Genomic DNA, 26,169 nt, shown 5'->3' with positions numbered 1-26,169 from the left:
CTATGCACGTTCCACTTGTACAGCACATATTTTGAACTCCGGCATCCGGCTCGTCGGGTCAAGGGCATCGTTCGTCAGCACGTTGATCGAGTGTTCATCCCCCCAATGGAAGGGAACGAACACCGTACGAGGCTGGATGCCTTCGGTTACCTTCACTTCGAAAACAAGTGAACCCCGGCGGCTCGTTAACCGGATTTTGCTATTCATGCCAAGTCCGATTCGCTTGGCCAGCCATGGATGTATTTCCGCCACGGGTACGGGAGCTTTCTTATGCAGAGCTTCCGTCCGGCGCGTTTGAACGCCGCTCAAATAATGGTTTGCCAGACGCCCTGTAGTTAAGACGAAAGGATACTCGCTATCGATCGGCTCTGCCGGCATTTTGGGCTGAATGCCGAATAATTTGGCTTTACCATCGGGATGATGAAAATGATCGGCGAATAATTGCGGTGTTCCCGGGTGATCAGGAGCCGGACATGGCCAGAATATTCCTTTTTCCTCTTGAAGCTTGTGGTACGTGATACCGCTGTAATCGGCCTTCCCGCCTGCGGATGCGGCTGCCAATTCGCGAAACACGTCTTCGATGCCTTCATATTGAAAGTACCTTCCGCGCCCCAGCGCTTCGGCTAAATCACAAATAATATGATAATCGAGCTTGCTGTTTCCTGGCAGCTCCATCGCTTGGGAGCGATGGAACACACGCCCCTCCAGATTGGTCATCGTGCCCTCCGCTTCTGCGAAGGAAGAACCAGGCAGCAAGTAATGGGCGTAGCGTGCTGTTTCTGTTTCAAACATATCCACAACAACTAGCAGATCCAGCTTTTGCAGCGCCCGCTCCACCATGCGGTTATTCGGACTAGAAACTAGCGGATTCGATCCAAGTACAAATAAGGCCTTGATTTCACCCTCATCGACTTTCTTCAGAAGTTCGTAGGCGGAGACCCCTTTGCCTGGCAGCTCGCTGGGATCGATGCCCCATACTTTCGCAACATGCTCACGCGCAGCAGGATCCTCGATTAAGCGGTAACCGGGCAGTTGATCGGCTTTTTGGCCATGCTCGCGACCGCCTTGGCCGTTTGCTTGGCCGGTAACGGCCCCATAACCGCAGCCTTTACGCCCTATTTTTCCCGTAATCAAGGATAAATTAATGTAATTCAGCGTATTCTCCACACCGTTGGATTGCTGTTCCAGTCCTCGTGCCGTCAGAACGATTCCCGTTTCCGCTTTGGCAAAGCCGCGAGCGATGGTTCGAATGACAGGCTCCAGAACACCAGTCAGTTCCTCCACTCTTTCCGGCGTGTAAGATCTCACCGCTTCCTGCAAACTCTCGATGCCCGATGTCCGCTCTTGAATGAAACGTTCGTCGACAAGCTTCTCTTCCAGCATGACATACAGTAGACCATTAACAAACACCGAATCGAACCCGGGCTGCAAACGAACATGAATATCAGCGACCTTCGAAGTCATGGTATTGCGTGGATCAATCGTGACAATGACCGCACCTTTCTTTTTCGCTTCAAGCAGATACGGCATCATGGTCGGCTGACATTCAGCAATGTTGGTGCCCGCTAGAATGATATATTTGGCATTCGGAATTTCGGACAAAGGCATCGACATGCCTCGATCAATACCGAATGCTTGGTTGGAAGCCGCCGCTGCGGAAGACATGCAGTAACGGCCATTGTAATCGATATATTTACTGCTCAAAGCAACTCGAGTGAACTTGCCCAGCAAATAAGAGACCTCATTGGTTAAAGATCCGCCGCCGTAGACGCCGATTGCATCTGCGCCAAATTCCGCTTGCAGGCTTTGGATGCGCCTGGCAATATCGGTATAGGCGTGGTCCCATGTCACCGTTTGCCAATGCCCCGATCCGGCAGCGGATTTGAGCAAAGGCTCGAGAATGCGTTCGGAGTGAAACACATGATCCAAAGCATTTAAGCCCTTTTGGCACAGACGGCCTGTTGCAACCGGGAAGTTCTGGCTTGGTTTGGTAATGAGGCCGGCTGTTTTGTCACTTGTTACGATCTCTAGCCCGCACTGCATGCTGCAGAAGCAGCAATGGGAGGAAGGTTGATCTTTCGGTATGGTCATACCAGAAACCCAATGAATACAAGGCCATTATGAACTTTCGTCGAATAGGTCCGTACGCATCCCGTATCCGGGGCTTGCACGAGCCCCGTTGAAAGATGGATTTTGCGATCATGCATCGGACAGAAGACATGCTCATCACAGACGATACCTTCCGCAAGCACGCCTGCTTTATGCGGACATCGATTTTGAATCGCCGTCAGTTTGCCGCTGTTCATCTTGAAGAGGGCTACTTCCTCCCCTTGATACCGAATCGTCTTGCCTGTATTTACCGACAAATCCTCATAAGATACGGCCTCAACCCAAATCATTTGCTCTTCTTGTGTCTTCATGGTCTTCTCCTCCTGAGTGATTTCATTTGGTAAGCTCGACGACTTCATAGAGATCGCGTTGAATTTTTTTGCTATCGATGGCTTGTTTCCAAGGGTCTTTCGTAACGGCCAACGCTTGATCAATCCGGGCGCATAGTTGTTTGCGCTCTTCCTCGTTTTCAACGACAGCACGAATATGCTCAATTCCCAAACGGTGTACCCATTCGCTTGTACGCTCGCCGTATTTCCCAGTTTCGCGATAATATTGCAGATAAGCTTCGGTATATTCAATAATGTCTTGTTCTGTTTTCACGGTTGTTAAAAGATCGCCGACGCGCACCTTCACACCGCCGTTACCTCCGGCATACAGCTCCCACCCGCCATCGACGGAGACGATGCCCAAATCCTTAATACCGGATTCCGCACAGTTCCGGGGACATCCTGATACCGCGAGCTTCACTTTGGCCGGTGTATTTAAGCGCTCAAAACGCTTCTCCAGCTCGATGCCCACGGCCATGGAATCCCCTGTGCCGAACCGGCAGAACGTGTCGCCGACACATGTTTTGACCGTACGCAGGGCTTTACCGTAGGCATAACCGGACGGCATATCCAGCGCTTCCCACATGGCCGTCAGATCTTCCTTTTTCACGCCTAGCAAATCTAGACGTTGCCCGCCCGTGAACTTCACAGTCGGAACATTGAACTGCTCTGCTACTTCGGCAATACGCTTCAATTCCGTCGGATTCGTAACGCCGCCATAAATCCGTGGAACAACGGAATACGTACCGTCCTTTTGAATATTCGCATGCATACGCTCGTTAACGAAGCGCGAAGTGCTATCGTCCTTATACGTTTCAGGGCTAATCATGCCCAGGTAGTAGTTAAGCGCAGGGCGGCATTTGGAGCAGCCCTCTTCATTTTTCCAACCAAGCACGCTCATGACTTCACGTACATGCGACAATCCTTTTTCGCGAATCGCTTCGACAACCTCATCCCGTGTATGTGCTGTGCAAGAACAAATGGATTCTTTAACGGCATTTTTATCGTAGGAGGAGCCTAGCGTATAAGCCAACAAATCGCTGACAAGCGGTTTACATCCGCCGCAGGAACGGGAAGCTGTCGTGCAATTTTTCACTTCTTCAACTGAGGTCAAACCTTGATCTTTAATCGCAGAACAAATCGTTCCCTTCGTTACCCCGTTACACCCGCATATGATCGCATCGTCTTTCATCTCAGCAACACCGGATGCTGCTCCGCCGCCGCTCGCTGAATCCGTCAAAATCGCTGTTTTGGCCATCCCGCTGATATCGGTTTCCTCACGAATCATTTGCATGAGCCGCGTGCCGTCTGACGTATCTCCAAAGAGCACAGCACCAACAATTTTGTTGTCCTTAATGATCACTTTTTTGTATACACCTGTGAACTCGTCATGAATTCGAATCGCTTTGGTGCCTTCTTCATCCACGAATTTCCCGCCAGAGAAAACGTCAACACCAGACACTTTCAGCTTCGTATAAAGAACCGAGCCTTCATAAGGACCTGTTTCCACGCCTGCCAAATGCTTCGCTAACACAGCGCCTTGCTCGTAGAGCGGCGCAACCAGCCCGTAGGCAACGCCACGGTGCATCGCGCATTCCCCAACCGCATACACACCAGGAACACTTGTTTGCATATAATCATTTACAATAATACCGGGATTGCAGTCTACACCAGAATTTTTGGCAAGTTCTACATTCGGTCTAATTCCCACCGCCATGACGACCAGGTCCGCATCCGTCATTGTGCCGTCTTTGAATTTCAACCCGGTAACCCGTTTGTGACCGACGATTTCTGCGGACTGCTTCGCTAGCAAGAAGTTAATTCCTTGTTCTTCCAGAGCCGCTTGCAGCATTTTGGATGCTGTGCGGTCCAGCTGACGGTCCATGATCGCATCTGAAATATGAACGACATCCACTTTCATTCCTAGGTTCAAGAAACCTCTGGCGGCTTCCAATCCGAGCAAACCCCCGCCGATAACAACCGCCTTTTTATACTTTTTCGCGGATTCCATCATAATTTCACAATCACGGATGGTCCGGTAGGCCATGACCCCCTCTTTATCTGCACCAGGCATTGGAATCATGAAAGGATTGGACCCTGTTGCCAAAATCAATTTATCATAAGGAACGGTTACACCTTTATCGCTCGTGACCGTTTGAGCTGCGGTATCGAGTGCCGTCACAGTTTGGTTGGTATAAAGCGTTATATGGTTGTTTCTGTACCATTCATAAGGATGGATAACAATATCTTCAATGTTGGAGTCCCCCGAAAGGACATAGGACAGCAAAATCCGATTATAGTTCGGATGAGGCTCACTCCCAAAAATAGTTACCTCATATTTATCCGGAGCTAGTTTAAGCAAATGTTCAACTGCGTTAACACCGGCCATGCCATTTCCGACTAAAACCAACTTTTCTTTTTGAGTCATGGTCTCATCTTCCTCTCTACTGTGTCTATCTCTATATCCCATTTTGTTACACATATCCCTTTAAAAAAGTCCACTCGGGAGCAGCGATCTGCTCGATACGGATACTCCCAAATGGCAATTATGGGATATGGAGCTTAAGCAGCTCGGGTTGAGCTGCCAAAGACGGCAAGTCGTAAACGTCTTTGCGCATACAGCCTGCAGGAGGGCGCAAGCTGCATGAGCAAACCCTTTACTTCACTTGGCAGAAGCTGCCGATCCTGTTGTTAACTCCCCACAGGACCAGCAGTCTACCCATTACTTAAGCATGAACGCTATCAATGGCTGATGGAGCAACTTTCACTTTGCCGCCGTCGCCAATCCAGCTGCGTTTCCACTGCCCTTGCACAGAGGCGATCAAAATAACGCAGCACACGGCGATTGCACTTAAAATAAGGAATCCTGGTGCGAAAGAACCTGTTGCCAATTTCACATTTCCGAGAATTTTAGGTAAGAAATATCCGCCCAAGCCGCCGGCAGCGCCGACAATTCCCGTAACCACGCCGATCTCCGATTTAAAGCGTTGAGGCACAAGCTGGAAGACAGAACCGTTCCCCATACCAAACGCCATCATTGCGATGAATAACAAGACCGTTGTAACCGAAAGCGCTGGAAGCGTAGAAATCCCCGCCATCATTAATGCGACAACCCCATACAATCCCATCAGCATCCGAATGCCGCCAATTTTATCGGCTAACCAACCGCCTACAGGCCGGAAGAAACTGCCACCGATAACGCATAAGGTTGTAAAATCAGCAGCACGGACCGGTGAAAGACCGTATTGTGTATTAAAGAAGATGGTTAAGTACGTAGACATGCCAACGAAACCGCCGAACGTTACGCTATATAAAATACAGAACAACCAGGAATCCTTCTGTTTCAAAACTCTGCCATATTCAGCAACCGTTTTGGGTGCTGGTTTGTTCGGGCTGTTTTTAGCCAAAATACTGAAAACAATCAACGTGATCGCAATTGGAATCATCGCAATCCCGAAAACAACGTGCCAGTCGCCATAATGCTGAGCAATCCGGTTGGCAAAAAGCGTAGCGAAGATCGTCCCGCTGTTCCCTGCTCCGGCGATGCCCATCGCCAGACCTTGATATTGTGGTGGGTACCAAGAGCTGGCTAACGGCAGTGCGGCTGCAAAACTCGCTCCGGCAATACCGAGCATCAACGCTACGAAATACATATCACCCATCGTGTCAGCGAACTGCCATCCCCAGAACAAGGGGATCAGGGTTAGCGAGAGTCCAATTTGCCCTGTCAGCTTAGGGCCAATTTTATCGGTAAGTACGCCCAGCACCAGTCGGAGTACCGCTCCGCCTAATGTAGGCAAGGCAACGAGGTTTGCTTTTTCAGCAGCGTTTAGGTGAAAATCATTCGCCAGTACGACCGCCAACGGCCCTAAAATGACCCATACCATGAAGCTCATGTCAAAATACAAGAATGCACTGAACAAAGACCCTTTGTGTCCCACTTGCAGAAAACTTTTCCGATCAACCATGTGCGTCCCTCTCCTTTTGAGGCTTTTCGCCTTCTCCTTTTTTCCCTATCCTGTTTTCTCTCTGTCTGCACACCCATGGACAGAAAAGGCCGACAAACATACCCCTACATACATCGGGATGTTTGTCGGCCTCTTTGCCACTGCTGCCACATCTTCGTGAACAGCATGTTTCGTCGTTTTTTGAAAAGTAAACATAAAAAGCCTATCCGGTTACGTATTTGTAAGGGGATAGGCGCCATTGCCTGCGTTAGGGGCACACCATTGTGCCGATTTCTAACTTGATTATAGTACGGCTTTACAACTATGTCAATAAACATAACATAAAAATATTTTAACCCTTCCATGTCACCTATTATATCGACAAAAAACAAATTCATATGCTATAGTTATGCCGTATAACCATTCAAACACCCGAGAAACCTCACATAAAGTTACCATAGATTAAAAAGCTTACAACGATGGAGGTATTCAAATGTTGCAATCATTTATACTGATCGACGAGTTGAAGCAAACTCGCTCAGCTACCTCCTCACCATCCACAAACGAGATGAGCTATTCTAATCGTACACAAGCATCCATACCTGACGAGGTATTGAAGGACTTGGGCTTTCGCGTCTATACGGCATCTACTGGCAAAGAAATTTCCTTCATCATTCCCAAAGTTGATGCTGTTCTACTAAGTGTAAGCCCCGATCAAGTGGAGACCTGGCGCAAACGCGTATTGGCTGAGCGCAGCCTTCCCCTCTTCTGGTGGTGTGATTCGCACACTTTTCCTTCTAATGAATGCAGAATGGATGCAGGTATAGATGGTTTAATCGGTTCAACGATGAGTCCGCTTGAAATTCACTGCGCTCTGCTATTAGGCGTAAATCACTATTTTCATCGAACCGAATGGCAGCAGGAGCGCGAACAGCTTCTCTCCAAGCTGGAGGAGCGCAAATGGGTCGATCAAGCCAAGCGGATCTTATGTGAGATTAAAGGAATTTCCGAAGCGGAAGCCTACGACTTCCTGCGCAAACAAGCCATGAATGAGCGTAAACGTATGGTAGATGTCGCTACCTCCATCGTCAAGGTGTACCAAATACTACGAGATCAGAATCAAGGAGGCCGCAAACGATGATATCTTTACTAAAAGAAGTAGGACGCGGAAAGCGCGGGGCAAGAGATCTTTCGTATGAAGAGGCATCCCAAGCAGCAGAACTTATGTTAACCGGCGGCGCTACTCAGGCCCAAATGGGCGCATTTCTTGTAGCTGAGCGTATTAAAATGGAATCGCCGGATGAGATTAAAGCCTTCATCCACGTGCTGCGTAAACGTACGTTTTCTTATCCGATACCTGGCAGCATGGACTGCGCAGGACCTTATGACGGCCGCACCCGCACGTTCATTGCGACCTTGCCGACCGCATTTGTGCTTGCGGCTTGCGGTCTCCCGACTACGCTGCACGGCAGCCCGAGCATGCCGCCCAAATGGGGCATCACGCTGACTGACGTGCTGGACGCACTTGGCGTACCGGCGCTAACCTCGTCGCGCGAGGCGCTAGTATCCGCAGCGGCGCGAACAGGCTTCCTATTCGCGCCTACAGAAAGTTGGTGCGCACCGCTTGGCGAGCTGCGCGAGCTCCGCAAGGAGCTCGGCTTGCGGACTGTGTTTAACACCGCCGAGAAGCTGCTTCGTTTCACGGAAGCCCCGTTCATGGCCGTCGGTGTGTTTCATGGTACGGTTTTCGAGAAAATAACGAATTTACTCATCGAACTGGGGATTACCAACGGAATCGTTGTGCAAGGCATGGAAGGCTCGGAAGATCTATCCATCGAAAAACGTACGAGGACCTATGTGATTCAAAATGGCTCCAGTGAATTATTCATTGTAGATCCTGAAATCTATGAATTAATGGTTGAAGTGCCTGAAGTCGAATGGACAGCGCAGCTGCAAGGTGAAACGGCGATGGCCGTATTACGAGGAGAAGCTGAACTTCCTTACTTGAACATGGTGCTGCTCAACAGCGCTGTTCGCCTCTGGGTTTCCCAGAAAGCCGGCTCCATTGAAGAAGGCATCTACATGGCCCGTCATGCGATCGAGCAAGGAAAAGCACTTCAGACCTACACCGAGTGGACGGAAGCGATTAAGCCGGTGTCTGCAACTTAACAAATGCTTATAAGCCCTCAGCAGAAACTTTCTGCTGAGGGCTTATATTTTTTTACTAAGTTATTTACTTTCCGATAAACTGCTGGGTGAACATTTTACCGCACGGTCCCCCGGCAACAATACCGATGCCAATGTGCGTATAATCTTTGCTTAGAATATTCGCTTTGTGGCCAGGCGAATTCATCAGCGCCTCATGCGCGGCTTGCACCGATTGATTACATGCGATATTTTCTCCTGCCGCGTTATAGGTAATACCGAATTTCTCCATCATATCAAAAGGCGAGCCATATGTCGGTGAATCATGAGAGAAATATTTGTTATCGACCATATCCTGGCTTTTGAGTCTTGCTGTCTTAGTCAGCTCAGGATCGGCGACTAGGGCTGCTAATCCCACAGCAGCTCGCTCCTTGTTCACCAAGTCCAACATTTGCTGCTCCTCTGCCGTCAGATTCGCACTCGGAGGAGCTTGGGGTGCCGGTGCAGGTGCTGGCTCAGGCTGGGACGGTGGCGGTTCGGAACGCGGCGGTGCTGGGGTTGGCGGCGTCTGCTTCTTGGGAATTTTCAAATTTCCATAAGCCCATAGGATGGACTGCAGGGTTTGATCATCAACGTTTCCGGTAACCGGAAGGCCGTAACGGCTCTGAAAAGCTTTAACACCAGATTGTGTTTGATTACCATAGTAGCCTGTAATGGGTCCGCTATAGTAACCCAGAGATTTCAGCATCCCTTGAACCGCATAAACATCCGGCCCCTTGGCCCCTTTTCCATAGGCAAAAGCGGTCGTTGAGGTAGAGCAGAACAAGGCGATACAGATAAGTATGATCCAGACATGCTTTTTCTTGCCATGAAACATGCGTTTACGTTCACTCCCTGTCGTCGTCAGTTTCATTCGCCCGACACGGGCGACTGCCCTTAGAGTGACCTATTTTTTGGATTTTATCCATTTGCATGAATAATTCGCAGAAAGAGCTGACAAGCTTGCTAGCAGCGGCAATTGCAGCGTATTTTTAAATCGTAACCGTCTCTCTGGTTTGTAAGATGTTTAAATGAACGCGATCCTGAGCGCTTTGCGTTAAACGGTTTAACAGATCAGGTGTCTGCGAATAAACGGGCGGATTGTGCGCTGCCTTATAATGGATCGGAATAAGTGTCTTCGCTCCAAGGATTTGTGCCGCTATAACCGCTTGTTCCGGTGTGAGACAGATTGGCTGATCACTGTGAGGGGCAACGCCGGGAAATTGGATCACTGCGCCATTCACAGGCAAACATGCGGCATCAAACGCGCCGTAAGCTTGAACCAGCTTCCACCAATATCCGTGCCATAATGTATCTCCAGCATGAATCATCTGCTTGCCGCCGCCGCGTACGATCCAGGATACTTGCGGGTCACCCGTGCCGTCCACGGATTGCGCCGCGATCAACGTGAATGGCTGGGCGGTGAAAGTGTCTCCGACAGCAGCGCCAGTTACGTCCTTTAAACCACTGGAAGTAGCTATTTCGACGATTTCCTTTGGAACGAATACCGGGACGTCAGCGCCATATGCGGCAATAATAGCTTGCGGATCGAAATGGTCCGCATGCTGATGCGTGATCAAAACTGCGCCAGCAGGCCCGAACGACTCCAAAGGAAAAAACGGCTCTTTCGGCTCGCCTAGAATGGCAGGAAAATGATAAACGGGGTCGATGGCAATTGCAAAACCTTCTAATTCAACGCGAATGCCCGCCCAAGGAAGCTTCTGAATATTCATAGATAACAACCTCTTTCTAATAATGGTAATGGGATGTCCCTCTAACCGGGGTAAACGTATAATAAATGGCTATGGCTTTATGGATTATATGCTGACAATTCTGTTCCTTCCCAACGCATCTCTGCAGCATTCTCCAACTGCACGACTTCTCTAATTTCAAAACGTACTAGTCTTACTGCGCCAGGAAAATCTGCCGACTTTTCCTCATCCCAGATAATTTCGGCGGTGCCCGTTAGATGCAGCGAGTGACCATGTTCATAGTTGATAAATAACAATCCTGATGCGGGGTTCAAATAAATATTTCCCAAAGTATTGAACAGCGAATTGCCGGAGTAATCAGGAAACAGGATGGTCTGCGCATCCAACACATGAACGAACCCCGGGTTTCCTCCCCTATGCGAGGCGTCCATCTCTCCCCTATCGTTCATGCTGCCAATATAGAATGTATCGGTACGAGCAATCCACTCCTGCTGTTGCTGGCTAAGTGATTGATTTCGTTGTGCCGACTTCAATACTCTAGAAGCGGCTTTCTCCGGGCGAAACGATCTCTTTTGAATAAATCTCGGACAATTCCCGTAAATCTGCTTAGCGGTAACCATGAGTTCTTTGTTCATCCTGGCCGTTCCATTAATCCGCAGCCTGATTCTCCGATTCGTATCGATAATGAGCAGCCCTATTTGCTTCTCTTTGTCCGGCTCCTCTTCCGCGAGAGGGTCAGCTTTAAGCAATTCAGCGCGTATGACCAACCTTTTTTCGTCTATTATTTCAGCAAACCCCGGCTGTCCTGTCAAAAATGTGACCCATACGTTTCCATTGCGATCCGTTGACGACAATACGGCGAACTGTTGAAATTGGAGAAATGTCATGATCCCGTTCGAGAAATAAGAAGAGATCATCTTCGAATTTTGAGCAGCATTAGCCCCTTCTCCCGTTCGATTCTGAACGATCAATTCACCTTGATGAAACACATCATTCATGCTGCTTTCCCCCAATCAAAGCCAAAATGTTGGATATCTACGCTTTTTGTCCAAATTGTTAATTAACAAAGCAACAACTACGATAAGCACAGAACCGATCAATACCGGTGCAAACAGGAAGGACCAGCTGCTGCCGCTTAAAATAACGACTAAAGGATCGGCCCCGGCAGGGGGATGTGTTGTTTTGGTCAGCATCATCAAGCCGATGGCCAATCCTACAGCAATGGCCATAACCCAAAAGCCTCGGCCAAACAGATGGAAAAAGATGAGTCCTACTAAGCTTGAAATCAAATGCCCTCCGATGATATTGCGCGGCTGAGATAGCGGCGCATCCCAAAGGCCAAAAGCCAACACGCAGGTTGCACCAAATGGGGCCATGATCCAAGCATTCGCGGTCAAATCCGTTAGGAAAGCTAAAAGAGCTATAGCGATAAATCCCCCCATCGAGCCGATCAAGGCATTTTTTGGAACGACTTTTAGCGGACTTCTGTCTTTGCTTCTCATTTTGCGCCAGAATCCTGACTCTTCATGGGTATTCATTTTGTTCACCACCTTTTACGTTAAAGAACTAGTCAACTAGTTATATAATTTATTCGCCGTTATGTCAACTGTTTATTTCCCTCTCTTATCACGCATTTTGTTGGATTTCGAAGGAATAAGGGTTATAATATAACTAGTCAACTATGAAAAGAGGTTGTTTGTTGTGGAAGAAGATAAAAAATATATCCTTCAGGTTAATCCCCAATTAACCTTTAACGTAAATACACAAATCAAAGAACAACTGAAATGGTTAATCGGCATTGAACAAATGGAAGCCGGCGATATGCTGCCGACGGCTAGTCAATTGGCGGATGAGCTTGGCCTCAATCGAAATACGGTTAACTGGGTATACAACCAATTGCGTGATGAGGGGCTTGTGTCCATACAGAAAGGACGCGGTACGCAGATCGCTAGCGGGTTCGAGACCAAGCATCTCTTGGAAGAGCGCAAACCCATGCAGCAGCTTTTGAATGATACGATTCGCGAGGCCGCGGCTATGGGATTTGATTTGCCATCCTTCTTCATCGCGGGCCTTGCCTACTCCTTGTTGCAGCCTCCCTCCCCTGCCCGCAAGCTGCGGATTTTGCTGGTGGAATGCCGAGGGCATGATTACCCTTTCTACCGGCAGGAAATTGAACGAGCAACCGATGGTGAAGTGGAGACTTTATTTCTCGGTGACAGTTCCCTTAATGAGGATGTCGTAAGAGACGCCGTTATGCGTTCGGACGTCGTCATTACAACCTTGAATCATGCCGAGGAGACCAAAGCACTGTTTGCTCGCTATGACAGTAAAGTGATTGTGATCGGAGCAACGCTTGAGGCCTCACAGCTGCTTGAGATTGCCAAACTGCAGCCGGGCACACATGTCGCCTTTGTTTGTCTGGGTAGAACAGGCGGGGAATGGATGGCCAACCGGATTCGGGAAGCAGGGATTCATCAGCTTCATGTTGAGATTGTAGGCATGAACGAATCCGATCGTCTGAATGAAGCTCTTCAGCACTCGCACAAAATCTACGCATCTGCCGCCGTATTTTCTGAACTGAAGAAGCTGCAGCCTGACAAAACGTTGCTATTCCCTATGAAACTGGAACAAAGCAGCGAGAATTTATTGCATGAAATAGCGGTGCAAAAGAAATAAATCCCCTGAATGGGGATTTATTTCTTTTGTGTATTCGATTCGTTTTCTAGTTGGCAGGTTTTTTGATCTTATTCGGAGACTTTAAATAAATGCTGTTGAGTATGGTAACTTCTACCGTAATTTCGTGGTCCAAATCCAAATACCATTGTTGTTTCCATTGTTTAAGCTGATCTTCGTTCATCTTTCTTCGAAAGAGTTGTCCTATGCCAAGGGCGTCTGATTTCTCACTTTTAAGCTGAGTTAGTAATTTATTAGCTCTTTTCTCAATGGCTTCTTTGAGCTTCGCTGTAATCTTCTCTTCTGATTGTTCATTTTTATTCTCAATAATCTCTACTTTCAACAGAATACGACTCTTTAATTGAGGCCCTGATGACGTCCAAGCGATGTCATGTTTGATACTTGCTCTTTTAATCTTAACACTGCTTTGATCGGCAATCTCAATGGTGCCGCCATTGTACTTCTCCTGAAAAATATTGTAAATCAATACTTCATTTGTAGAAATTTCACCTACCATTTTATCAACACTTATGATGGCTGAGCCATCAAATTGATACAACGTATCCGTTCCTTTTGTGAGAATCGGAATGGACATATCCTGTGTATAAGACTTGATATTCCGGTATGCTTCCCATAGGCGTATGATCGTACTTTCAGGCGTCCAGCCAGATTGTTCACTGAAAAAATCATAAGAAGAGAGCTCTGGATTCGCTTTTATTTGATGATGGATCACTTCGTCGAAGTCCCCCCTAACAATCGCTAGCAACCCTTTAATGGAGATATCGTTTGCCTGAATCGCATAATCGATAATATCACCAATATCTTCTTTTGCCGTTTTTTCACAGACAAGAAACAATCGGATATGTAGAAGGTCGATACTTTTTTCTGCTTTTGTTCGAATGTTGTCAATCGCATTGGTGATTGTCGCGGAGCTGCTCTCCATATACTGAGATCCTTGCTTTTCAGGACTAGGAATTTGCAAGACAATTCGATAATCCTGATTTTTCTCCTTACAAATTCCCATAACAACGGGCATGAGCCGCTTATTAATATCTTTGGTGTCCCAACAGCCTGTAAGGAGCGTGCTTAAGGTGCATAGCAACAGTATAACCGATAGGAATGAGCGATGGATCAAGCAGGTTTCCTCCTATACCTCAAACTCATGAGAATGACGGCAAGCGGTATACCTATAATGCTGTAAAAGCAGAGGTAGGTACTCACGCGAGTATAATGCGCCAAAGTATCAATATTGTCCAAATATAAGCTGAAGAAATAAGAGGGTATGGCAACGATGATGACAGCTATCCCCCTTTTCTGCTTCCACTTCTTCTTCATAAGTAGCTTTTCGATCAAAGTTACCATCATCCAGAAACTCACTGCTGCTTCAACCATCGCGATGGCAATCATCGCAATAACAAAAAAAGTAGGAAGCCAATCAAATACAACCCACTCACTGTCAACCGTATCTGATGTCAATACATTCGGAAAGCGGAAATAGATAATCGATTCCTGACCGAAAATGAGCATGGGCACATAGACAGAGCATAAAGCAAAAATAAGAAGCACCCCTAAAATAGGAGCGACTTTACGCATCGGAAATTTGTGTTTCATCTTAACAAAACCTAAAAACAAGAAACCGGCGTGCGCAAAAAAAGCAGAATAAAACATCGGCTTCTTGAAGAAACTCAAGCGAGTATCATAGATGGGAAAGATGTTATCGAAATCAAAATTACTCATCGAGCTTACCAACGAGAAAATAACCAAAGGAAGCACACAAATAAATACTAAGATTCCTCCTCGTGAAATGGCTTCATAGCCTTTCCATGCAATATACAGAGGAATAATATAAAGAAACAAAATGAAATACGTTGGGGTATTAGGAAGCAGAAGGATGCTGATCGATGCCATCTCAAAACTGTGGGTAATGTTGGAGCTCAGAAAAAAATAGAGCAGCAAAGGAATAAGCAGAAGGAGAGCAAACCATTTCCCCATTACAGTTATACATATATCTACAATGTCCTTTCCAGGAAAAGCAGAAAGCCCCTTTACATATACCCATATACAACACATTTCTATAAGAAAACCAACAAGAATAGGTTCCCAATGCCCTGAGGATGTGGCTTCAATCATTTTTACAGGATAGATATAAAAATACAACGAGAGATGAACGACTACGAACATCGTTAATAGGGCTCTATTGCTCATTCGGTTCGGATCTCCCCCTTTTGGTGGAGAGGCTCAAATAGGGCACCCCAAACGTTGTAATCGTGCCAAGGTAAAAGCAAAACAAGACAATCGACGACATAAGGCCAAGTATGCCATACAAAGCGCTAAACAAGATTACGACGTACTTGTACAACCGAATGGAGACTGTGTTCATATATGTGCCCATCGTAAAATGCGCGATAGTCGAGCCGGCTACGACAATAATAAGAAAGTAACTGACTAACCGGGCTGAAACGACGGCCTGACCCAAAATAATACCTCCAACCATCGTAATGGTTGGGCCAATACTTTTGGGGAGACGAATACTCGCTTCTATGACCATTTCAATGATGAACAGCATCATCAACAATTCCACAAGAACAGGATAAGGAACGCCCTCCCTGGAGTCTGTGATCGATACAGCCAGCTGAATACGCAAAAGTTCAGGGTTGACAGAATTGAGAACCACATATAACCCTGGCAACGTAATGGCGATGATTAAACTTGCGATACGAATAATCTTGTATAAATACATAAACAGTTTAGGTTGGTCTTTATCCGTTTTTACATTCCAAAAGTCCGAAATAATAGAGGGAAACGAAAGTGAGAACGGAAAATGATCCAATAGGAGTACCACTCGGCCTTCCATTAAATTATGTTTGGTAGTGGCAGGAAGCTCAGAAGTTATGTAAGTAGGAACAAGACTATAACTAGGCTGTTTAAGAGCTTTGAGTAGTCCTTGAACATCAGAAATATCCATCATGGCGTTTTCATTCAAATAGGTATCGATGAGTTGAACGATCTTCGGATCGGCTTGCCCTTCCACATAAAGAACAGCTACTTCACGAGGAAGATCCGTACCCAGGGTGTAGTTCTGAATATGCAAGTTTTTGATTCTCATTTTTCTGCGAAGGAGACTTATGTTGACATACATATCTTCCGTAAAAGCATCTAGTGAGGTCTGGATCGGATTCTCCGTTTGGGCTTCCACTATGCTTCTACTGTTGTTGACCGAAGAGGGCTCTATCACGATGTTGTCGTAACCTTCTTGGGGAATAATAATCAACATACCTACTAATATCGCGTTCACAAGCTCGGTTAAAGGGACATTCACCCTCGTTGAAGGAGATAACGCGATTTGGTCGATCGGGCTATCCGTGCCGTGTAAATGTGACAATCTCGTTATCAATGTGTCATACGTTTGTTCATAATGAACCAGTGTCTCCAAATAGCATACTTGGACTCGATCTTGATAAATATAGACTTCCCTATTTACAAAATCAGAATTAAGCTCAAAAATTTGATCGATATAAGCTAATTTTGCTGCCCTTGTCGAGGTATTCATCTCTCATCTCGCCTTTTACATGTAATTTCCTCTCCTTTTAATATCCTCCGTTTGTTTATGAATTACTCCGAATTTACAGATCAGATCGAAATAATTGAGCAAAACAACACATTGACAGCAACCACATTTTACAGTAAAGTTAAATTATATTTAGTACCTGGTACTAATACTTGATAACAAAAGGAGCGAGCTTCTCATGCCTGTCTCAAATCCCTTGAATGCCCGTATTTCAGCAATAGGCAGTTATGTGCCTTCGCATATTTTAAGCAACGCCGATCTTGAAGCTATGGTGGAAACCAACGATGAGTGGATCGTTCAACGCACTGGCATGCGGGAACGCAGAATCGCCGCTCCCGAGGAATTCACTAGCCATTTATGTATAGCTGCTGTCCAAAACATGCTTGACCGATATCCGGAAGCGCTGAACGATGTGGAGCTGATCATTGTCACTACGCATACGCCAGACCTGCCATCAACACCGGTAGCTTGTATGATTCAAGCTCATTTCGACCTCCCTGCTGTCGGCGCTTACGACCTTAACGCCACCTGCGCAGGGTTCGCCTATGCGGTCCATACCGCAAGCGGACTAGTCGCGGCTGGCTTGCACCGCAAAGTGCTCGTGGTCGGCGGAGACGCGATGTCTAAAATCACCGACTATACGGACCGGTCGACCTGCATTCTGTTCGGCGACGGCGCAGGAGCCGTGGTGGTGGAACGCGAGGAGGAACATCCGGCATTCCTGGCGCATCATGTTGGCTCAGACGGCTCCGGCGGTAAGCATGTGTATCGCACCGGCCTGTCAGAGCAGTGGCAGGACATACCGCTTACCGGCGGCGGCAAGCTAGTCCAAAACGGCCGCGAAGTTTATAAATTTGCGGTATCGACCGTACCGGAAGGGATCGAGCACTTGCTAACCAAAAGCGGGCTGCCGAGTTCCGCGATTGATTGGTTCATCCCGCATAGCGCTAACCTGCGGATTATTCAGTCGATTTGTGAAAAGAGTGAAATTCCTTTTGAAAAGGCCATATACAGCCTTGAGTATTACGGCAATACCTCTGCCGCCTCTATTCCGCTGGCGCTTGATCTCGGCGTAAAAGATGGCAGGGTGCAGGCAGGCGATACGCTCCTGTTATACGGTTTTGGCGGGGGACTAACGCACGCTGGACTTATTTTACGTTGGGGATAAACGCACGGTTTAAGTGAAACAAAGGAGGCGGCAGCACCTACGTACCACGATTAAGCTGCCGCCCCTTGCTTAAGAGGCTGAATAGAGATGGTCGAAGCCTTGTTCAAAACCTTTGTGAAACCCATCCATATACCCTCTATCGTATCCATTGTCAAAGCCCTTATCGAAGCCTCCCCGATGTGTCAGGAGCGCTTTGGCAGGGCGATTTCTTTTTCTCAGGAGCACTTTTTTGCCACGAACCGGCTTCGCTTTCTTGAGAAGCTTACCAGTAACCTTTCTGCGCACAGATGACTTTACTTTCATAGATACCTCACTCCTTTAGACATTATTCGCCGCGATGATGGCGGGGGCAATAATCGGCAGCGCTGGCGCAAACCGATGAAAGTCATCCCAGCTCATGGCCGTTTGGTGACGCAGATCCAAATTCCAGTAGCGCAGCGGCCATTCATTAATGAATCGCTGCATTTTGCCGTTTTTGACTTGATAGACGGCATGATCTTCGGTCCGCGCAAGCGCACCTTCTTGCAAGTGCCCATCGACGCAAACACCCTGTGCAAGAGCGGCAAGCTTGTTCTGTACGTCATGTTGCGATAAGGAATGTCCCTTCGGCCAGCTCCGCAGATCGACTTGCGAGACGCGGGTAGCCGACAAGTGATGCGACTCCCCTTCGATCGGGTGGCGATGGCCATTCTCGATCCAATAGAGCTCGGATGTTACCCCTCTCACAACGATATGACTTGGGTAGAAATCAACCATCGCTGCACTTCCGCCACCGAGCTTTTGGTGGACTTCATGCAGCAAACTGTGGGTTTCTCCCCATTTTCGCGCGTAAAACTCTAAATTTCTGCCATATACTTCTTCAAAACGCTTCTCGCCCAACGCTTTAATCGAGACGCTTCCGACATGATGAATGAAGGTATCCATAGCAATAACAAGTTCTAATCCCATGATGCGCGTTCGAAAACCGAAGTCGTCATCCTCGCAGTTTCCAATCTCAAAACCTTCATCCAAATACCCCAACCGCTCGAAAACCTCGCGCCGCATAAGGACACAGAAGCCTGTTAATCTCGTGGTCACATGCCATTTGGCAGGGTTCGACTGATTAAAGTTTGCAGCGAAATGGTGCATTTCCTCCGTGGAGGTGTAATTCGTCTGCAGCAATTGCTCGCCGCTAATGTAATTCGTCATCGGGCCGACAAGCCCGAATTTCTCATTACTGTTAAGGCAAGTCAGCATATTTTCCAGCCAATCCTTGGTCACAATGGTGTCATTGTTTAAAAACAGCAGGTTGGAACCGCGCGCCATCCTTAAACCTTGATTCGTCCCTCCGGCGAAGCCAAGGTTGGAAGTAAAGATCTTGTAACGGATTTTCCCCGTCAGAGACTTCAAATACTCGGCCGTATCATCCGTTGAGGCATTATCGATCACGATGAGTTCGAAGGGCTCCGGCGTATATTCATAAATGCTGTCGATACAATTCTGGAGGTGGTGGCGCTGATCGTTCGTCGTAACGATGATGATGCTCGTTCCCTGAAACTTCGAGGGGGTGACCCCCGCATCCCAGCCAAGCTGGAAGGCATGATCGTGCGCGCTATCGTAGGCCATGTTAAAACCTTCATTGTAACCGCGGTTATAACTTGCTTGGGAGGAGGAGGCAACCTTGCCCGTCTTGCCTACCCTGCCCAGTTTGCCAATCTTACGAAACTTGCGGGATTTGCCCATGGATTTGTGGCCCCGTCGCTTCACTGCTGTTCTCATCGGTAAGGAGCCTCCCCTTTCACGATAGAATCCGCCAAATGCCCGAAATCGATCGCTACTTTCCCCATACTCGACGCAATCCATTCGGAAATGATGACAGCCGAAATCCCTGCGGAGACCAGCGCGATATCAAAATCGTAACCGGCGATGTTTTCCTTGATGTGCGGGATATCCTTCACGCCATGGACCGGCGTAATCTCGCCAACAATATTCACGCCGTTCGCGCGAAGTACTTCTGCCAAATGCGGCGCTAAGTTGCCAACCAGCAGCACCCTTCTGCCTTGTGTAATCCGTGACAGATAACCCTCGTGATAGATATAATAATTCACCAGCGAGTCCGTCAAAGTAAGTTCATGGTAGTTTATATGTTCAGCTTTAAACACCGCGAACGCGAGCGGTTGGAAATTGCGTACCCGCAGCTTCGGAATACCTACGACGCTAGCTCCGCGAATCGCCTGCACTAGCTCCGCTTTAATTTCCAGATCCGGTACTTCGACGCCGGCATACGGGAGAAACGGGCCGTCTTGCTTAATCTGTTCAATCGGTAAAATAGTCTCCTGCGCTAAGGTAAGCAGCTCCCCGTCACCTAGTCGGACGAGGGAAAATGGCGCTCTGGCGTCAAGCGCAGCGATGATCCGGTCTCCCAGATCCCTTGCGGTAAGCAAGTGATAGATGTGCGGCCGCAAATGTTCCACGCCGGCGGCAACAATCTGGTCAATCGTAATTTCGGGCAGGATCTGATAGTCCGGCAGCAAGCGATCGACAATCGCATCGCCCCCATCATGTTTTCCATCCCGGTACCCTTTATCGAAACCTTTGTCATACCCCGCATTATACCCCTGATCGTAGACGGTCACGGTTTCAATCGGCATGAGCCGTGTCAGCGGCAGCGCGGCAAGTCTTCGGCGTTTTTTCTTTTTGCGCAGAGAAGAGAACAAACCTTTGCGCTTGCGAGAAAGCTTGCCTCGCCGGAAGGAGATCACTTTGCCTAACTTCTTACCGCCTTGTTTCTTTTTTATGGGCAACATACGTTCACCCGCCTTTGTTCGTTATCGTTAACAATTCATTCAATCGTTTGCGATACGTATGATCCTTCAGCGTCCGCGCCAATCCTCGCAATGCGATATGCTGCCGCTCTTCTTCATGGGCTAAATAGTACTCTATTTTCTGGATAAGCTCCTGTGGAGAACTGAAGGTGTCAATTTCTTCCCCAGGTTTATAGAAGGTTGCCAATTCGTCACGGACATCCGTTAATTGCAATGTGCCCGCTGCTGTAATGTCAAAAAGCCGAGGATTAGGGGAGAAAGCGGGGATTTGCCTGCTGTTGCTGTTATGGGATTTGTCATCGGTCGCCCGGTGAAGATTGATCACGATTTTGGCCCCATGATAATACTTCATCGTATCTTGCGGGCTCAACCATAAGCCTTGAATTTTGGAAGACAACTTGTCGTAAGAACTTAGCCGATCCCACCAATAGCCGTTAATCATGACGTCCTTGTGCTGCAGATAATCGGCTATTTCATCAATGAACGCAACCCTATTCCAGAAAGCTGTGCCAATGAAACAAATATCTTTGCGAAAATTCGTAGGCACATAGTCCAGCTTCACGGAATCCGGATTTATGCCGAACGGCAAATAATGCACATTCTGGCAGCCGAGTGCCTTATAAGGTTCAACACAGCTTTTCTCCAGGGTGAACACATAATCAAAGTGCGGGACGAGCCCTGTCGACTGATCCGAATGATACGGATCGTCCGGCAGCCAAATCGCCGTACGAATACCGTGCGCCCGAATGGCCTGCACCACATCTCCCGGCAAGGATTGCCCAATGGCATCGAGCACCAGAACAAGGTCCGGCCTTGTCTCCGCCGCAATTTGAACAAGAGGGTCGACGGGATTCACGACAATGACTTCTCTCACCATATCCCGCAGACTAGCCTCGATCCCTTCATCCATCGCGGTATAAGGCAGTCCGTTCGCCCTAACGAACATCACCTTTAAATCCCAGATAATGCCCCGCTCCTGCGGAATGTCCCGCATGATGCTTTGGCAGCGTCCCATGTGAAAACCATGCGACCAGCCCTTTCCGTACCCTTGGTCACTCCCTCTTCGCCATTCATCCTGGTAGCGAGACAGGGGAGCCGGCTGCTTCTTCACTTTCACGGCTCTGCGCACACGTCTCCTCTGATTTTTCAGCGGTCTGATCGGCAATTTCCTCGATTTCACGGCTCTTAAAGCGCTCATTCCATCTCACCTCCATGGATAACGACATATCCTTTGCGCTGCAAATATTGCTCCAAGGCGCTTTGCCAGCTTCTCATCGGATAAATACGATTCAGTTTGTTGTTGTCCAGCACACTATATAACGGTCTGCGCACTTTGGCAGCGTACGCGCTGTTCATAATCGGTATCGTCTCGCAGGTAATACCGCAAAACGCAAACGTTTGGACCGCCAGCTCATACCAGCTGCACGCGCCTTCACCCGAACAGTGATACACACCGTAATCCGTTATCTCTTTTTCAAGGAAAACCCGCACAGTTTCAGCCACATCTTGTGTATGCGTCGGTGACATGATGACATCCTGAACAACCGAAATAGGGTTACCTTGCTTCGAGAGTCTAATCATTGTCTCTACAAAATTGCCGCCCTTTCCACTGGCCCCAGCTTCGCCAAACAACGAGGATACACGAAAAACAAAGTAGGTATCCAAGTAAGCCGCAATAGCTTCCTCTCCTGCTGCTTTGCTGCTGCCGTAAGCATTCAGGGGACTGACCCGATCTTCCTCCGTATATGGCGCCTGCTTGCTGCCGTCGAACACGTAATCCGTGCTGAAATGAATGAAAAGCGTGCTATTCTGTTTGCAATAAGTCGCCATACGCAGGACGGCAATGGAATTAATGCGGAGAGCCTTGAGCGGATCGGCTTCACACTGTTCGGTGTTATGAAACGCCGTACAGTTAATGAGTACGTCAATGCGGCCAAGCTTTTCAAGAATGGGGATAATCGTTTCTGTATTCTCCACATCCAGCATATCCCTCGTCACCGGGATGATCTCGAACTGGCTGTTTTCCTTCAATACCCGATGAATATCGGAGCCTAGCTGGCCTTTGGCGCCTAGCAGCGCGATGCGTTTCATTACTCGCTCGATCCTTGAATATCCAAGATACCGCCATAGAGCGTAGCGTCCTTAATAATTTTGTGCCACTTGATAAGCTCGCTGTACCAATCCAGCGTAATCGTTTGATCCATGCTTGGTACATCGCCTGCAGCCAGAGCGTTATAAATCTCTAATGCCCCCTGTGCAGCCGTCCATTTGCCTTGCCAACCTAAGGCTTTCTCGATTTTGTCAAAATTGACGCGATAGGAACGGTGGTCGGGCGCTCCATACCAGGCAATCGTTACAGGTTTAGGAATGACTGCGGTAATCTCTTGCGCTAATTGGCCGAGCTGATAATTGTTGCTGTCCGAACCCACGTTGTAGATTTCGCCGTTGATGACTTTCGGATCAGCTTCCAACAGCAAGCACATGACATCCGTTGTGTCTTGAACATGAACGAACGGTCTCCACTGGGAACCGTCTCTCATTAAGGGAATAACCCCATTCTGATAAGCGCCTAACGCCATGCCATTAATGGCCAAATCGAAGCGAAGGCGGGGAGAATGGCCGTAGACGGTGGCCTGCCGAATGACAACGACGGTGAAGGCCTCATCAGCTAGTGGAAGCACGCCGTGTTCCGCCATTTCGTTTGCTTTGGCATAGGTCGTGAGCGGGTTTGTCGGCGAATTTTCATCGACGATGACATCCGGCGCCTGGAAGCCGTATAAGCTGCAGGAAGACGGAAGAATGTATCGCTTCACGCCAAGTTTCTTCGCTTTATGTGCCGTGCTCACACGGGAAATATGGTTAATTTGGTGCGTTGCTTCCTGGAACAATTCACCGCTCGGGTCGTTCGAGATCGCCACTAAGTCAATGACGGCATACACGTCAGCGAAGGCTTCCTCCTTCAGACGGCGGGAATCCTCCTTGATCGTTACCAGATTCGGATGCTGCGGGAGCTTATCGATACCGAAGAAAAAGCGGTCAACCGCCTTAACGGCATAACCTTTATCCAGCAGCTTCGGAACCAGCACACTGCCGATGTAGCCGCCCGCTCCCGTCACCATAATGGTTTTCATGATAAGTCCCCTCCATAAACAAAGTTATTGTCCGCCAGCGCAAGCGTAGGCTGCTGACGATCCCTATCCGACAAGATCGGATTCGATACCGGCCAGTCGATACCAAGGTCAGGATCGTTCCACGCGATGCCTCGGTCATGCTCAGGGGAATAATAATCATCCACTTTGTAGAGCAGCTGCGTGTTCGGAACCAAGGTGCATGCGCCATGGGCAAAGCCCTTCGGAACCAAGATTTGCCGTTTGTTTTCTGCGCTTAAGATAACGCCGACCCACTGTCCATAAGTCGGGGAACCTTTGCGGATATCAACGACGACGTCATAAACCGCACCGGATACAACGCGAACGAGTTTCGTTAACGCTTTCGGCGCCAATTGGTAGTGCAGGCCTCGAAGAACCCCCGATTCTACGGAAAGGGAATGATTATCCTGAATAAAGGCATGATGAATACCCTCGCCAGCTAACGTTTGTTGGTTGTAACTTTCCATAAAAAAACCGCGATGATCACCATGCGCTTTCGGTTCGAGCACCAGGACCCCCGGCAGCTTGGTCGAAATCACTTTCATGAAAGGGCTCCTCCTCGTTGTTTCATAATATGATCCACGACATAAGCGGCAAAAGGCATCGAACAAGTAAATGCCGGTGAGACCGCATTGAGTACATGCATCGAGCGTTTGTCGCCTTCGATGACAAAGTCTTGTACGAGCTCCAAGGTTTCAACGTTGAGCAGCTGCGCTCGAATACCCGGTCTTAGAAAATGTCCGAAGCCCTTGGGGTCGATTTCTCTGACCATTCCCATCCCTAACCCGATGAAATAGGATTTGATATATTTACGCATTTCCTGAAAGGCCAAGCGTCTAAAGTGAAACGAATTTGTGATAAACAGCTTCAGCTCAAAGCCGACAATTTGCAGGAATTCCTTCAGGTTGAAGCCCTGCAATCCTTGGTAATTTTCCCGCCAAAAAGCCGGCATTGCCGTAGGCCCGATCTTAATGCTGCCATCCACCGTTTTGGTATAATGAACCCCGAGAAATGGGTTTTTCAAATTGGGGACGGGATAGATGTTCGTGACGACATCCGTTTTGTTTTTCGTATATTTCAAGTAAATGCCTTTGAACGGAATGATCGTATATTTCCCGCCAAATCCGAAATCATGGGCAATGCTGTCGGCGTAAAGCCCGGCGCAATTGATCAAATAGTTGTACTTGAAGGTGCCTGAGCTCGTAAAAAGGAGATCTCCCCGGTGCTTGCGGTATTTCGTCAAGAAATGGAACTCTACACCGTTCTCTACATTTTCACGTTTCAGAGTCCTGCAAACTTCTACGGGATCAACCGACGCCGTTGTTGGTGAATACAAAGCTTTCCGGTATGTCTTCGCATTCGGATCAATGGAAGCAATCTCTTGCTCATTCAACCAGATGAGCTGCACGCCATTGATGTCTGCGCGCAGCTTCAGCTCTTCCAAGCCGGCTAACTCTGTTTCATCTTTGGCGACGACCAGCTTGCCGCATTCATTCAGCTGCAGACCATTAAGCTTACAGTAAGCTCGCATGGCCTGATTGCCATCTTTCGTGAACTTCGCTTTCAAGCTGTTCGCTGAATAATAGAAGCCGGCGTGCAGAACTCCACTGTTGCGTCCACTTGCATGTGCAGCCACATCGGACTCTTTTTCCAGGATGCAAATGGACACTTCCGGCTCTCTTTTCTTCAGCTCACGGGCGATCGTGAGGCCAATAATCCCCGCTCCGATGATGATGTAATCGTACTTCCTCACTTGTCATCACCGGCGCCCGACTTGGGTGCTGCAGCCTCAACGTTCGGATATTCGCGCAGCTTATCGGACGCTTCGAACCAAGAAGGAAAGGTGCCGGCGTCGATCCACCACCCTGTCAGCAGGTGATAGCTGAGCTTGCCTTGAATCGCATATAAGTTATTCACATCGGTAATCTCCATCTCGCCTCGCGCAGACGGCTCTACCGTCTTAATTAAGTCGAATACCGTAGAATCGTACAGATAAATCCCTGTGACGCAATACGAGGATTGCGGATGCTCGGGTTTCTCTTCAATCCGCTTGATCAAGTCGCCTTCCATGACCGGAACCCCGTATCTTCTGGCGTCCTCTACTTCCTTCAGAAACACTTTGGCTCCTTCCGGCTGAGCTTCAAATTGCTTCACATACCCAGCCAGCGAATCCTCGAACAGATTATCGCCAAGCAGCACAAGCAGCTTCTCGCCCGGATGCACGAAGTTCTGGGCAAGCTCCAGCGCATCGGCAATGCCGCCGGCCTCTTCCTGTATTTTGTAGGAAATGTTAACGCCCCACTCCTTCCCGCTCCCCAGGAAATCCGTATAGAGGGAAACGGAGTGTTTACCCGTGATCAGAAGGATATCGGTGATTCCCGCTGCTCTCAGCTTCTCAATCCCATAATAAATCATAGGATATTTACCGACGGGTAGAAGATGTTTGTTAATCATTTTCGTCAAGGGTCGCAGACGTGTGCCAGTTCCCCCGGCTAGAATGACTCCCTTCATAGCAACGACATCCTT

At 48.3% G+C, this 26,169-nt stretch carries 24 protein-coding genes; 4 read left to right on the top strand and 20 right to left on the bottom strand.

All coding sequences use genetic code 11. The features are described from left to right. The 4 genes from AC3WTJ_RS00725 to AC3WTJ_RS00710 form a co-directional block, all read right to left on the bottom strand. Positions 1-2,091 carry a molybdopterin oxidoreductase family protein gene (locus AC3WTJ_RS00725; protein ID WP_492520149.1) on the bottom strand — a complete coding sequence of 697 codons (2,091 nt, stop codon included), beginning with the start codon at positions 2,089-2,091 and terminating at the stop codon, positions 1-3. Then, positions 2,088-2,420, bottom strand: a complete 333-nt coding sequence (nirD, locus tag AC3WTJ_RS00720; protein ID WP_492520148.1) for a nitrite reductase small subunit NirD — start codon at positions 2,418-2,420, stop codon at positions 2,088-2,090. The genes AC3WTJ_RS00725 and nirD overlap by 4 nt, the downstream gene beginning before the upstream one ends. A gap of 22 nt (positions 2,421-2,442) precedes the next feature. Continuing rightward, on the bottom strand, positions 2,443-4,866 hold the full coding sequence (nirB, locus tag AC3WTJ_RS00715; protein ID WP_492520147.1) for a nitrite reductase large subunit NirB: 2,424 nt from the start codon (positions 4,864-4,866) through the stop codon (positions 2,443-2,445). A gap of 298 nt (positions 4,867-5,164) precedes the next feature. Then, entirely contained in the window at positions 5,165-6,406 is a 1,242-nt protein-coding gene (locus tag AC3WTJ_RS00710) for a nitrate/nitrite transporter (protein ID WP_492520146.1), read from the bottom strand. A 472-nt stretch (positions 6,407-6,878) separates the two neighbouring features. Here AC3WTJ_RS00710 and AC3WTJ_RS00705 point away from each other — a divergent pair, with 472 nt between their 5' ends. Further along, complete coding sequence (locus tag AC3WTJ_RS00705) at positions 6,879-7,526, top strand: ANTAR domain-containing response regulator (RefSeq protein ID WP_492520145.1); 648 nt, start codon at positions 6,879-6,881, stop codon at positions 7,524-7,526. Next, a complete protein-coding gene (locus tag AC3WTJ_RS00700; protein ID WP_492520144.1) occupies positions 7,523-8,554 on the top strand; it encodes an anthranilate phosphoribosyltransferase in 1,032 nt (343 codons plus the stop codon). Before AC3WTJ_RS00705 ends, AC3WTJ_RS00700 begins: the two co-directional genes overlap by 4 nt. 64 nt (positions 8,555-8,618) lie before the next feature. Here AC3WTJ_RS00700 and AC3WTJ_RS00695 read toward each other — a convergent pair whose 3' ends face one another. The 4 genes from AC3WTJ_RS00695 to AC3WTJ_RS00680 all read right to left on the bottom strand — a co-directional run bounded on the left by AC3WTJ_RS00695 (position 8,619) and on the right by AC3WTJ_RS00680 (position 11,819). Then, positions 8,619-9,443: a peptidoglycan-binding protein gene (locus tag AC3WTJ_RS00695; RefSeq protein WP_492520143.1), complete on the bottom strand. Its 825-nt coding sequence runs from the start codon at positions 9,441-9,443 to the stop codon at positions 8,619-8,621. Between the two features lie 118 nt (positions 9,444-9,561). Beyond that, entirely contained in the window at positions 9,562-10,302 is a 741-nt protein-coding gene (locus AC3WTJ_RS00690; RefSeq protein WP_492520142.1) for an MBL fold metallo-hydrolase, read from the bottom strand. Positions 10,303-10,379: 77 nt separating this feature from the next. Then, entirely contained in the window at positions 10,380-11,279 is a 900-nt protein-coding gene (locus AC3WTJ_RS00685) for a pyridoxamine 5'-phosphate oxidase family protein (protein WP_492520141.1), read from the bottom strand. Positions 11,280-11,294: 15 nt separating this feature from the next. Further along, positions 11,295-11,819: an HPP family protein gene (locus tag AC3WTJ_RS00680; protein WP_492520140.1), complete on the bottom strand. Its 525-nt coding sequence runs from the start codon at positions 11,817-11,819 to the stop codon at positions 11,295-11,297. Between the two features lie 163 nt (positions 11,820-11,982). Here AC3WTJ_RS00680 and AC3WTJ_RS00675 point away from each other — a divergent pair, with 163 nt between their 5' ends. Then, positions 11,983-12,957: a GntR family transcriptional regulator gene (locus AC3WTJ_RS00675; protein ID WP_492520139.1), complete on the top strand. Its 975-nt coding sequence runs from the start codon at positions 11,983-11,985 to the stop codon at positions 12,955-12,957. Positions 12,958-13,003: 46 nt separating this feature from the next. Here AC3WTJ_RS00675 and AC3WTJ_RS00670 read toward each other — a convergent pair whose 3' ends face one another. Genes AC3WTJ_RS00670 through AC3WTJ_RS00660 form a run of 3 tightly spaced genes read right to left on the bottom strand, consistent with a single transcriptional unit; the run spans position 13,004 to position 16,504 of the window. Beyond that, on the bottom strand, positions 13,004-14,089 hold the full coding sequence (locus tag AC3WTJ_RS00670) for a Ger(x)C family spore germination protein (RefSeq protein WP_492520138.1): 1,086 nt from the start codon (positions 14,087-14,089) through the stop codon (positions 13,004-13,006). Beyond that, positions 14,086-15,159: a GerAB/ArcD/ProY family transporter gene (locus tag AC3WTJ_RS00665; protein WP_492520137.1), complete on the bottom strand. Its 1,074-nt coding sequence runs from the start codon at positions 15,157-15,159 to the stop codon at positions 14,086-14,088. Before AC3WTJ_RS00665 ends, AC3WTJ_RS00670 begins: the two co-directional genes overlap by 4 nt. Then, a complete protein-coding gene (locus AC3WTJ_RS00660; RefSeq protein WP_492520136.1) occupies positions 15,149-16,504 on the bottom strand; it encodes a spore germination protein in 1,356 nt (451 codons plus the stop codon). Before AC3WTJ_RS00660 ends, AC3WTJ_RS00665 begins: the two co-directional genes overlap by 11 nt. Positions 16,505-16,700: 196 nt before the next feature. Between AC3WTJ_RS00660 and AC3WTJ_RS00655 the strand changes: the two genes are divergently transcribed. Further along, entirely contained in the window at positions 16,701-17,690 is a 990-nt protein-coding gene (locus tag AC3WTJ_RS00655; protein ID WP_492520135.1) for a ketoacyl-ACP synthase III, read from the top strand. 69 nt (positions 17,691-17,759) lie between these two features. Here the strand turns inward: AC3WTJ_RS00655 and AC3WTJ_RS00650 are convergent, their stop codons facing one another. The 9 genes from AC3WTJ_RS00650 to AC3WTJ_RS00610 are packed head-to-tail and all read right to left on the bottom strand — an operon-like array spanning position 17,760 to position 26,154. Beyond that, positions 17,760-17,993, bottom strand: a complete 234-nt coding sequence (locus AC3WTJ_RS00650) for a hypothetical protein (protein ID WP_407869247.1) — start codon at positions 17,991-17,993, stop codon at positions 17,760-17,762. Between the two features lie 15 nt (positions 17,994-18,008). After that, on the bottom strand, positions 18,009-19,448 hold the full coding sequence (locus AC3WTJ_RS00645; RefSeq protein WP_492520134.1) for a glycosyltransferase family 2 protein: 1,440 nt from the start codon (positions 19,446-19,448) through the stop codon (positions 18,009-18,011). Further along, a complete protein-coding gene (locus AC3WTJ_RS00640; RefSeq protein ID WP_492520133.1) occupies positions 19,445-20,476 on the bottom strand; it encodes a GT-D fold domain-containing protein in 1,032 nt (343 codons plus the stop codon). Before AC3WTJ_RS00640 ends, AC3WTJ_RS00645 begins: the two co-directional genes overlap by 4 nt. A gap of 4 nt (positions 20,477-20,480) precedes the next feature. Beyond that, on the bottom strand, positions 20,481-21,692 hold the full coding sequence (locus AC3WTJ_RS00635) for a CgeB family protein (protein ID WP_492520132.1): 1,212 nt from the start codon (positions 21,690-21,692) through the stop codon (positions 20,481-20,483). Then, a complete protein-coding gene (rfbD, locus tag AC3WTJ_RS00630; RefSeq protein WP_492520131.1) occupies positions 21,689-22,585 on the bottom strand; it encodes a dTDP-4-dehydrorhamnose reductase in 897 nt (298 codons plus the stop codon). Before rfbD ends, AC3WTJ_RS00635 begins: the two co-directional genes overlap by 4 nt. Further along, a complete protein-coding gene (locus AC3WTJ_RS00625) occupies positions 22,585-23,625 on the bottom strand; it encodes an NAD-dependent epimerase/dehydratase family protein (protein ID WP_492520130.1) in 1,041 nt (346 codons plus the stop codon). The genes rfbD and AC3WTJ_RS00625 overlap by 1 nt, the downstream gene beginning before the upstream one ends. After that, the gene (gene rfbC / locus AC3WTJ_RS00620) at positions 23,622-24,188 is read right to left on the bottom strand and encodes a dTDP-4-dehydrorhamnose 3,5-epimerase (RefSeq protein ID WP_492520129.1); all 567 of its coding nucleotides are present in this window, start codon (positions 24,186-24,188) and stop codon (positions 23,622-23,624) included. The genes AC3WTJ_RS00625 and rfbC overlap by 4 nt, the downstream gene beginning before the upstream one ends. After that, a complete protein-coding gene (gene lhgO / locus AC3WTJ_RS00615; protein ID WP_492520128.1) occupies positions 24,185-25,396 on the bottom strand; it encodes an L-2-hydroxyglutarate oxidase in 1,212 nt (403 codons plus the stop codon). Before lhgO ends, rfbC begins: the two co-directional genes overlap by 4 nt. Then, positions 25,393-26,154: a sugar phosphate nucleotidyltransferase gene (locus AC3WTJ_RS00610; protein ID WP_492520127.1), complete on the bottom strand. Its 762-nt coding sequence runs from the start codon at positions 26,152-26,154 to the stop codon at positions 25,393-25,395. Before AC3WTJ_RS00610 ends, lhgO begins: the two co-directional genes overlap by 4 nt. Between the last annotated feature and the right edge of the window lie 15 nt (positions 26,155-26,169).

The organism is Paenibacillus sp. FW101-FHT12H11, from assembly GCF_058790355.1.
Note: the sequence above shows the minus strand (reverse complement) of the source record. Positions and strands in the feature narration are given on the sequence as shown.

What these genes read in the sequence shown, in the direction of transcription:
- AC3WTJ_RS00725 (WP_492520149.1), bottom strand. Translation starts at nt 2,091, where the DNA reads ATGACCATACCGAAAGATCAACCTTCCTCCCATTGCTGCTTCTGCAGC.
- nirD (WP_492520148.1), bottom strand. Translation starts at nt 2,420, where the DNA reads ATGAAGACACAAGAAGAGCAAATGATTTGGGTTGAGGCCGTATCTTAT.
- nirB (WP_492520147.1), bottom strand. Translation starts at nt 4,866, where the DNA reads ATGACTCAAAAAGAAAAGTTGGTTTTAGTCGGAAATGGCATGGCCGGT.
- AC3WTJ_RS00710 (WP_492520146.1), bottom strand. Translation starts at nt 6,406, where the DNA reads ATGGTTGATCGGAAAAGTTTTCTGCAAGTGGGACACAAAGGGTCTTTG.
- AC3WTJ_RS00705 (WP_492520145.1), top strand. Translation starts at nt 6,879, where the DNA reads ATGTTGCAATCATTTATACTGATCGACGAGTTGAAGCAAACTCGCTCA.
- AC3WTJ_RS00700 (WP_492520144.1), top strand. Translation starts at nt 7,523, where the DNA reads ATGATATCTTTACTAAAAGAAGTAGGACGCGGAAAGCGCGGGGCAAGA.
- AC3WTJ_RS00695 (WP_492520143.1), bottom strand. Translation starts at nt 9,443, where the DNA reads ATGAAACTGACGACGACAGGGAGTGAACGTAAACGCATGTTTCATGGC.
- AC3WTJ_RS00690 (WP_492520142.1), bottom strand. Translation starts at nt 10,302, where the DNA reads ATGAATATTCAGAAGCTTCCTTGGGCGGGCATTCGCGTTGAATTAGAA.
- AC3WTJ_RS00685 (WP_492520141.1), bottom strand. Translation starts at nt 11,279, where the DNA reads ATGAATGATGTGTTTCATCAAGGTGAATTGATCGTTCAGAATCGAACG.
- AC3WTJ_RS00680 (WP_492520140.1), bottom strand. Translation starts at nt 11,819, where the DNA reads ATGAATACCCATGAAGAGTCAGGATTCTGGCGCAAAATGAGAAGCAAA.
- AC3WTJ_RS00665 (WP_492520137.1), bottom strand. Translation starts at nt 15,159, where the DNA reads ATGAGCAATAGAGCCCTATTAACGATGTTCGTAGTCGTTCATCTCTCG.
- AC3WTJ_RS00660 (WP_492520136.1), bottom strand. Translation starts at nt 16,504, where the DNA reads ATGAATACCTCGACAAGGGCAGCAAAATTAGCTTATATCGATCAAATT.
- AC3WTJ_RS00655 (WP_492520135.1), top strand. Translation starts at nt 16,701, where the DNA reads ATGCCTGTCTCAAATCCCTTGAATGCCCGTATTTCAGCAATAGGCAGT.
- AC3WTJ_RS00650 (WP_407869247.1), bottom strand. Translation starts at nt 17,993, where the DNA reads ATGAAAGTAAAGTCATCTGTGCGCAGAAAGGTTACTGGTAAGCTTCTC.
- AC3WTJ_RS00645 (WP_492520134.1), bottom strand. Translation starts at nt 19,448, where the DNA reads ATGAGAACAGCAGTGAAGCGACGGGGCCACAAATCCATGGGCAAATCC.
- AC3WTJ_RS00640 (WP_492520133.1), bottom strand. Translation starts at nt 20,476, where the DNA reads ATGTTGCCCATAAAAAAGAAACAAGGCGGTAAGAAGTTAGGCAAAGTG.
- AC3WTJ_RS00635 (WP_492520132.1), bottom strand. Translation starts at nt 21,692, where the DNA reads ATGAGCGCTTTAAGAGCCGTGAAATCGAGGAAATTGCCGATCAGACCG.
- rfbD (WP_492520131.1), bottom strand. Translation starts at nt 22,585, where the DNA reads ATGAAACGCATCGCGCTGCTAGGCGCCAAAGGCCAGCTAGGCTCCGAT.
- AC3WTJ_RS00625 (WP_492520130.1), bottom strand. Translation starts at nt 23,625, where the DNA reads ATGAAAACCATTATGGTGACGGGAGCGGGCGGCTACATCGGCAGTGTG.
- rfbC (WP_492520129.1), bottom strand. Translation starts at nt 24,188, where the DNA reads ATGAAAGTGATTTCGACCAAGCTGCCGGGGGTCCTGGTGCTCGAACCG.
- AC3WTJ_RS00610 (WP_492520127.1), bottom strand. Translation starts at nt 26,154, where the DNA reads ATGAAGGGAGTCATTCTAGCCGGGGGAACTGGCACACGTCTGCGACCC.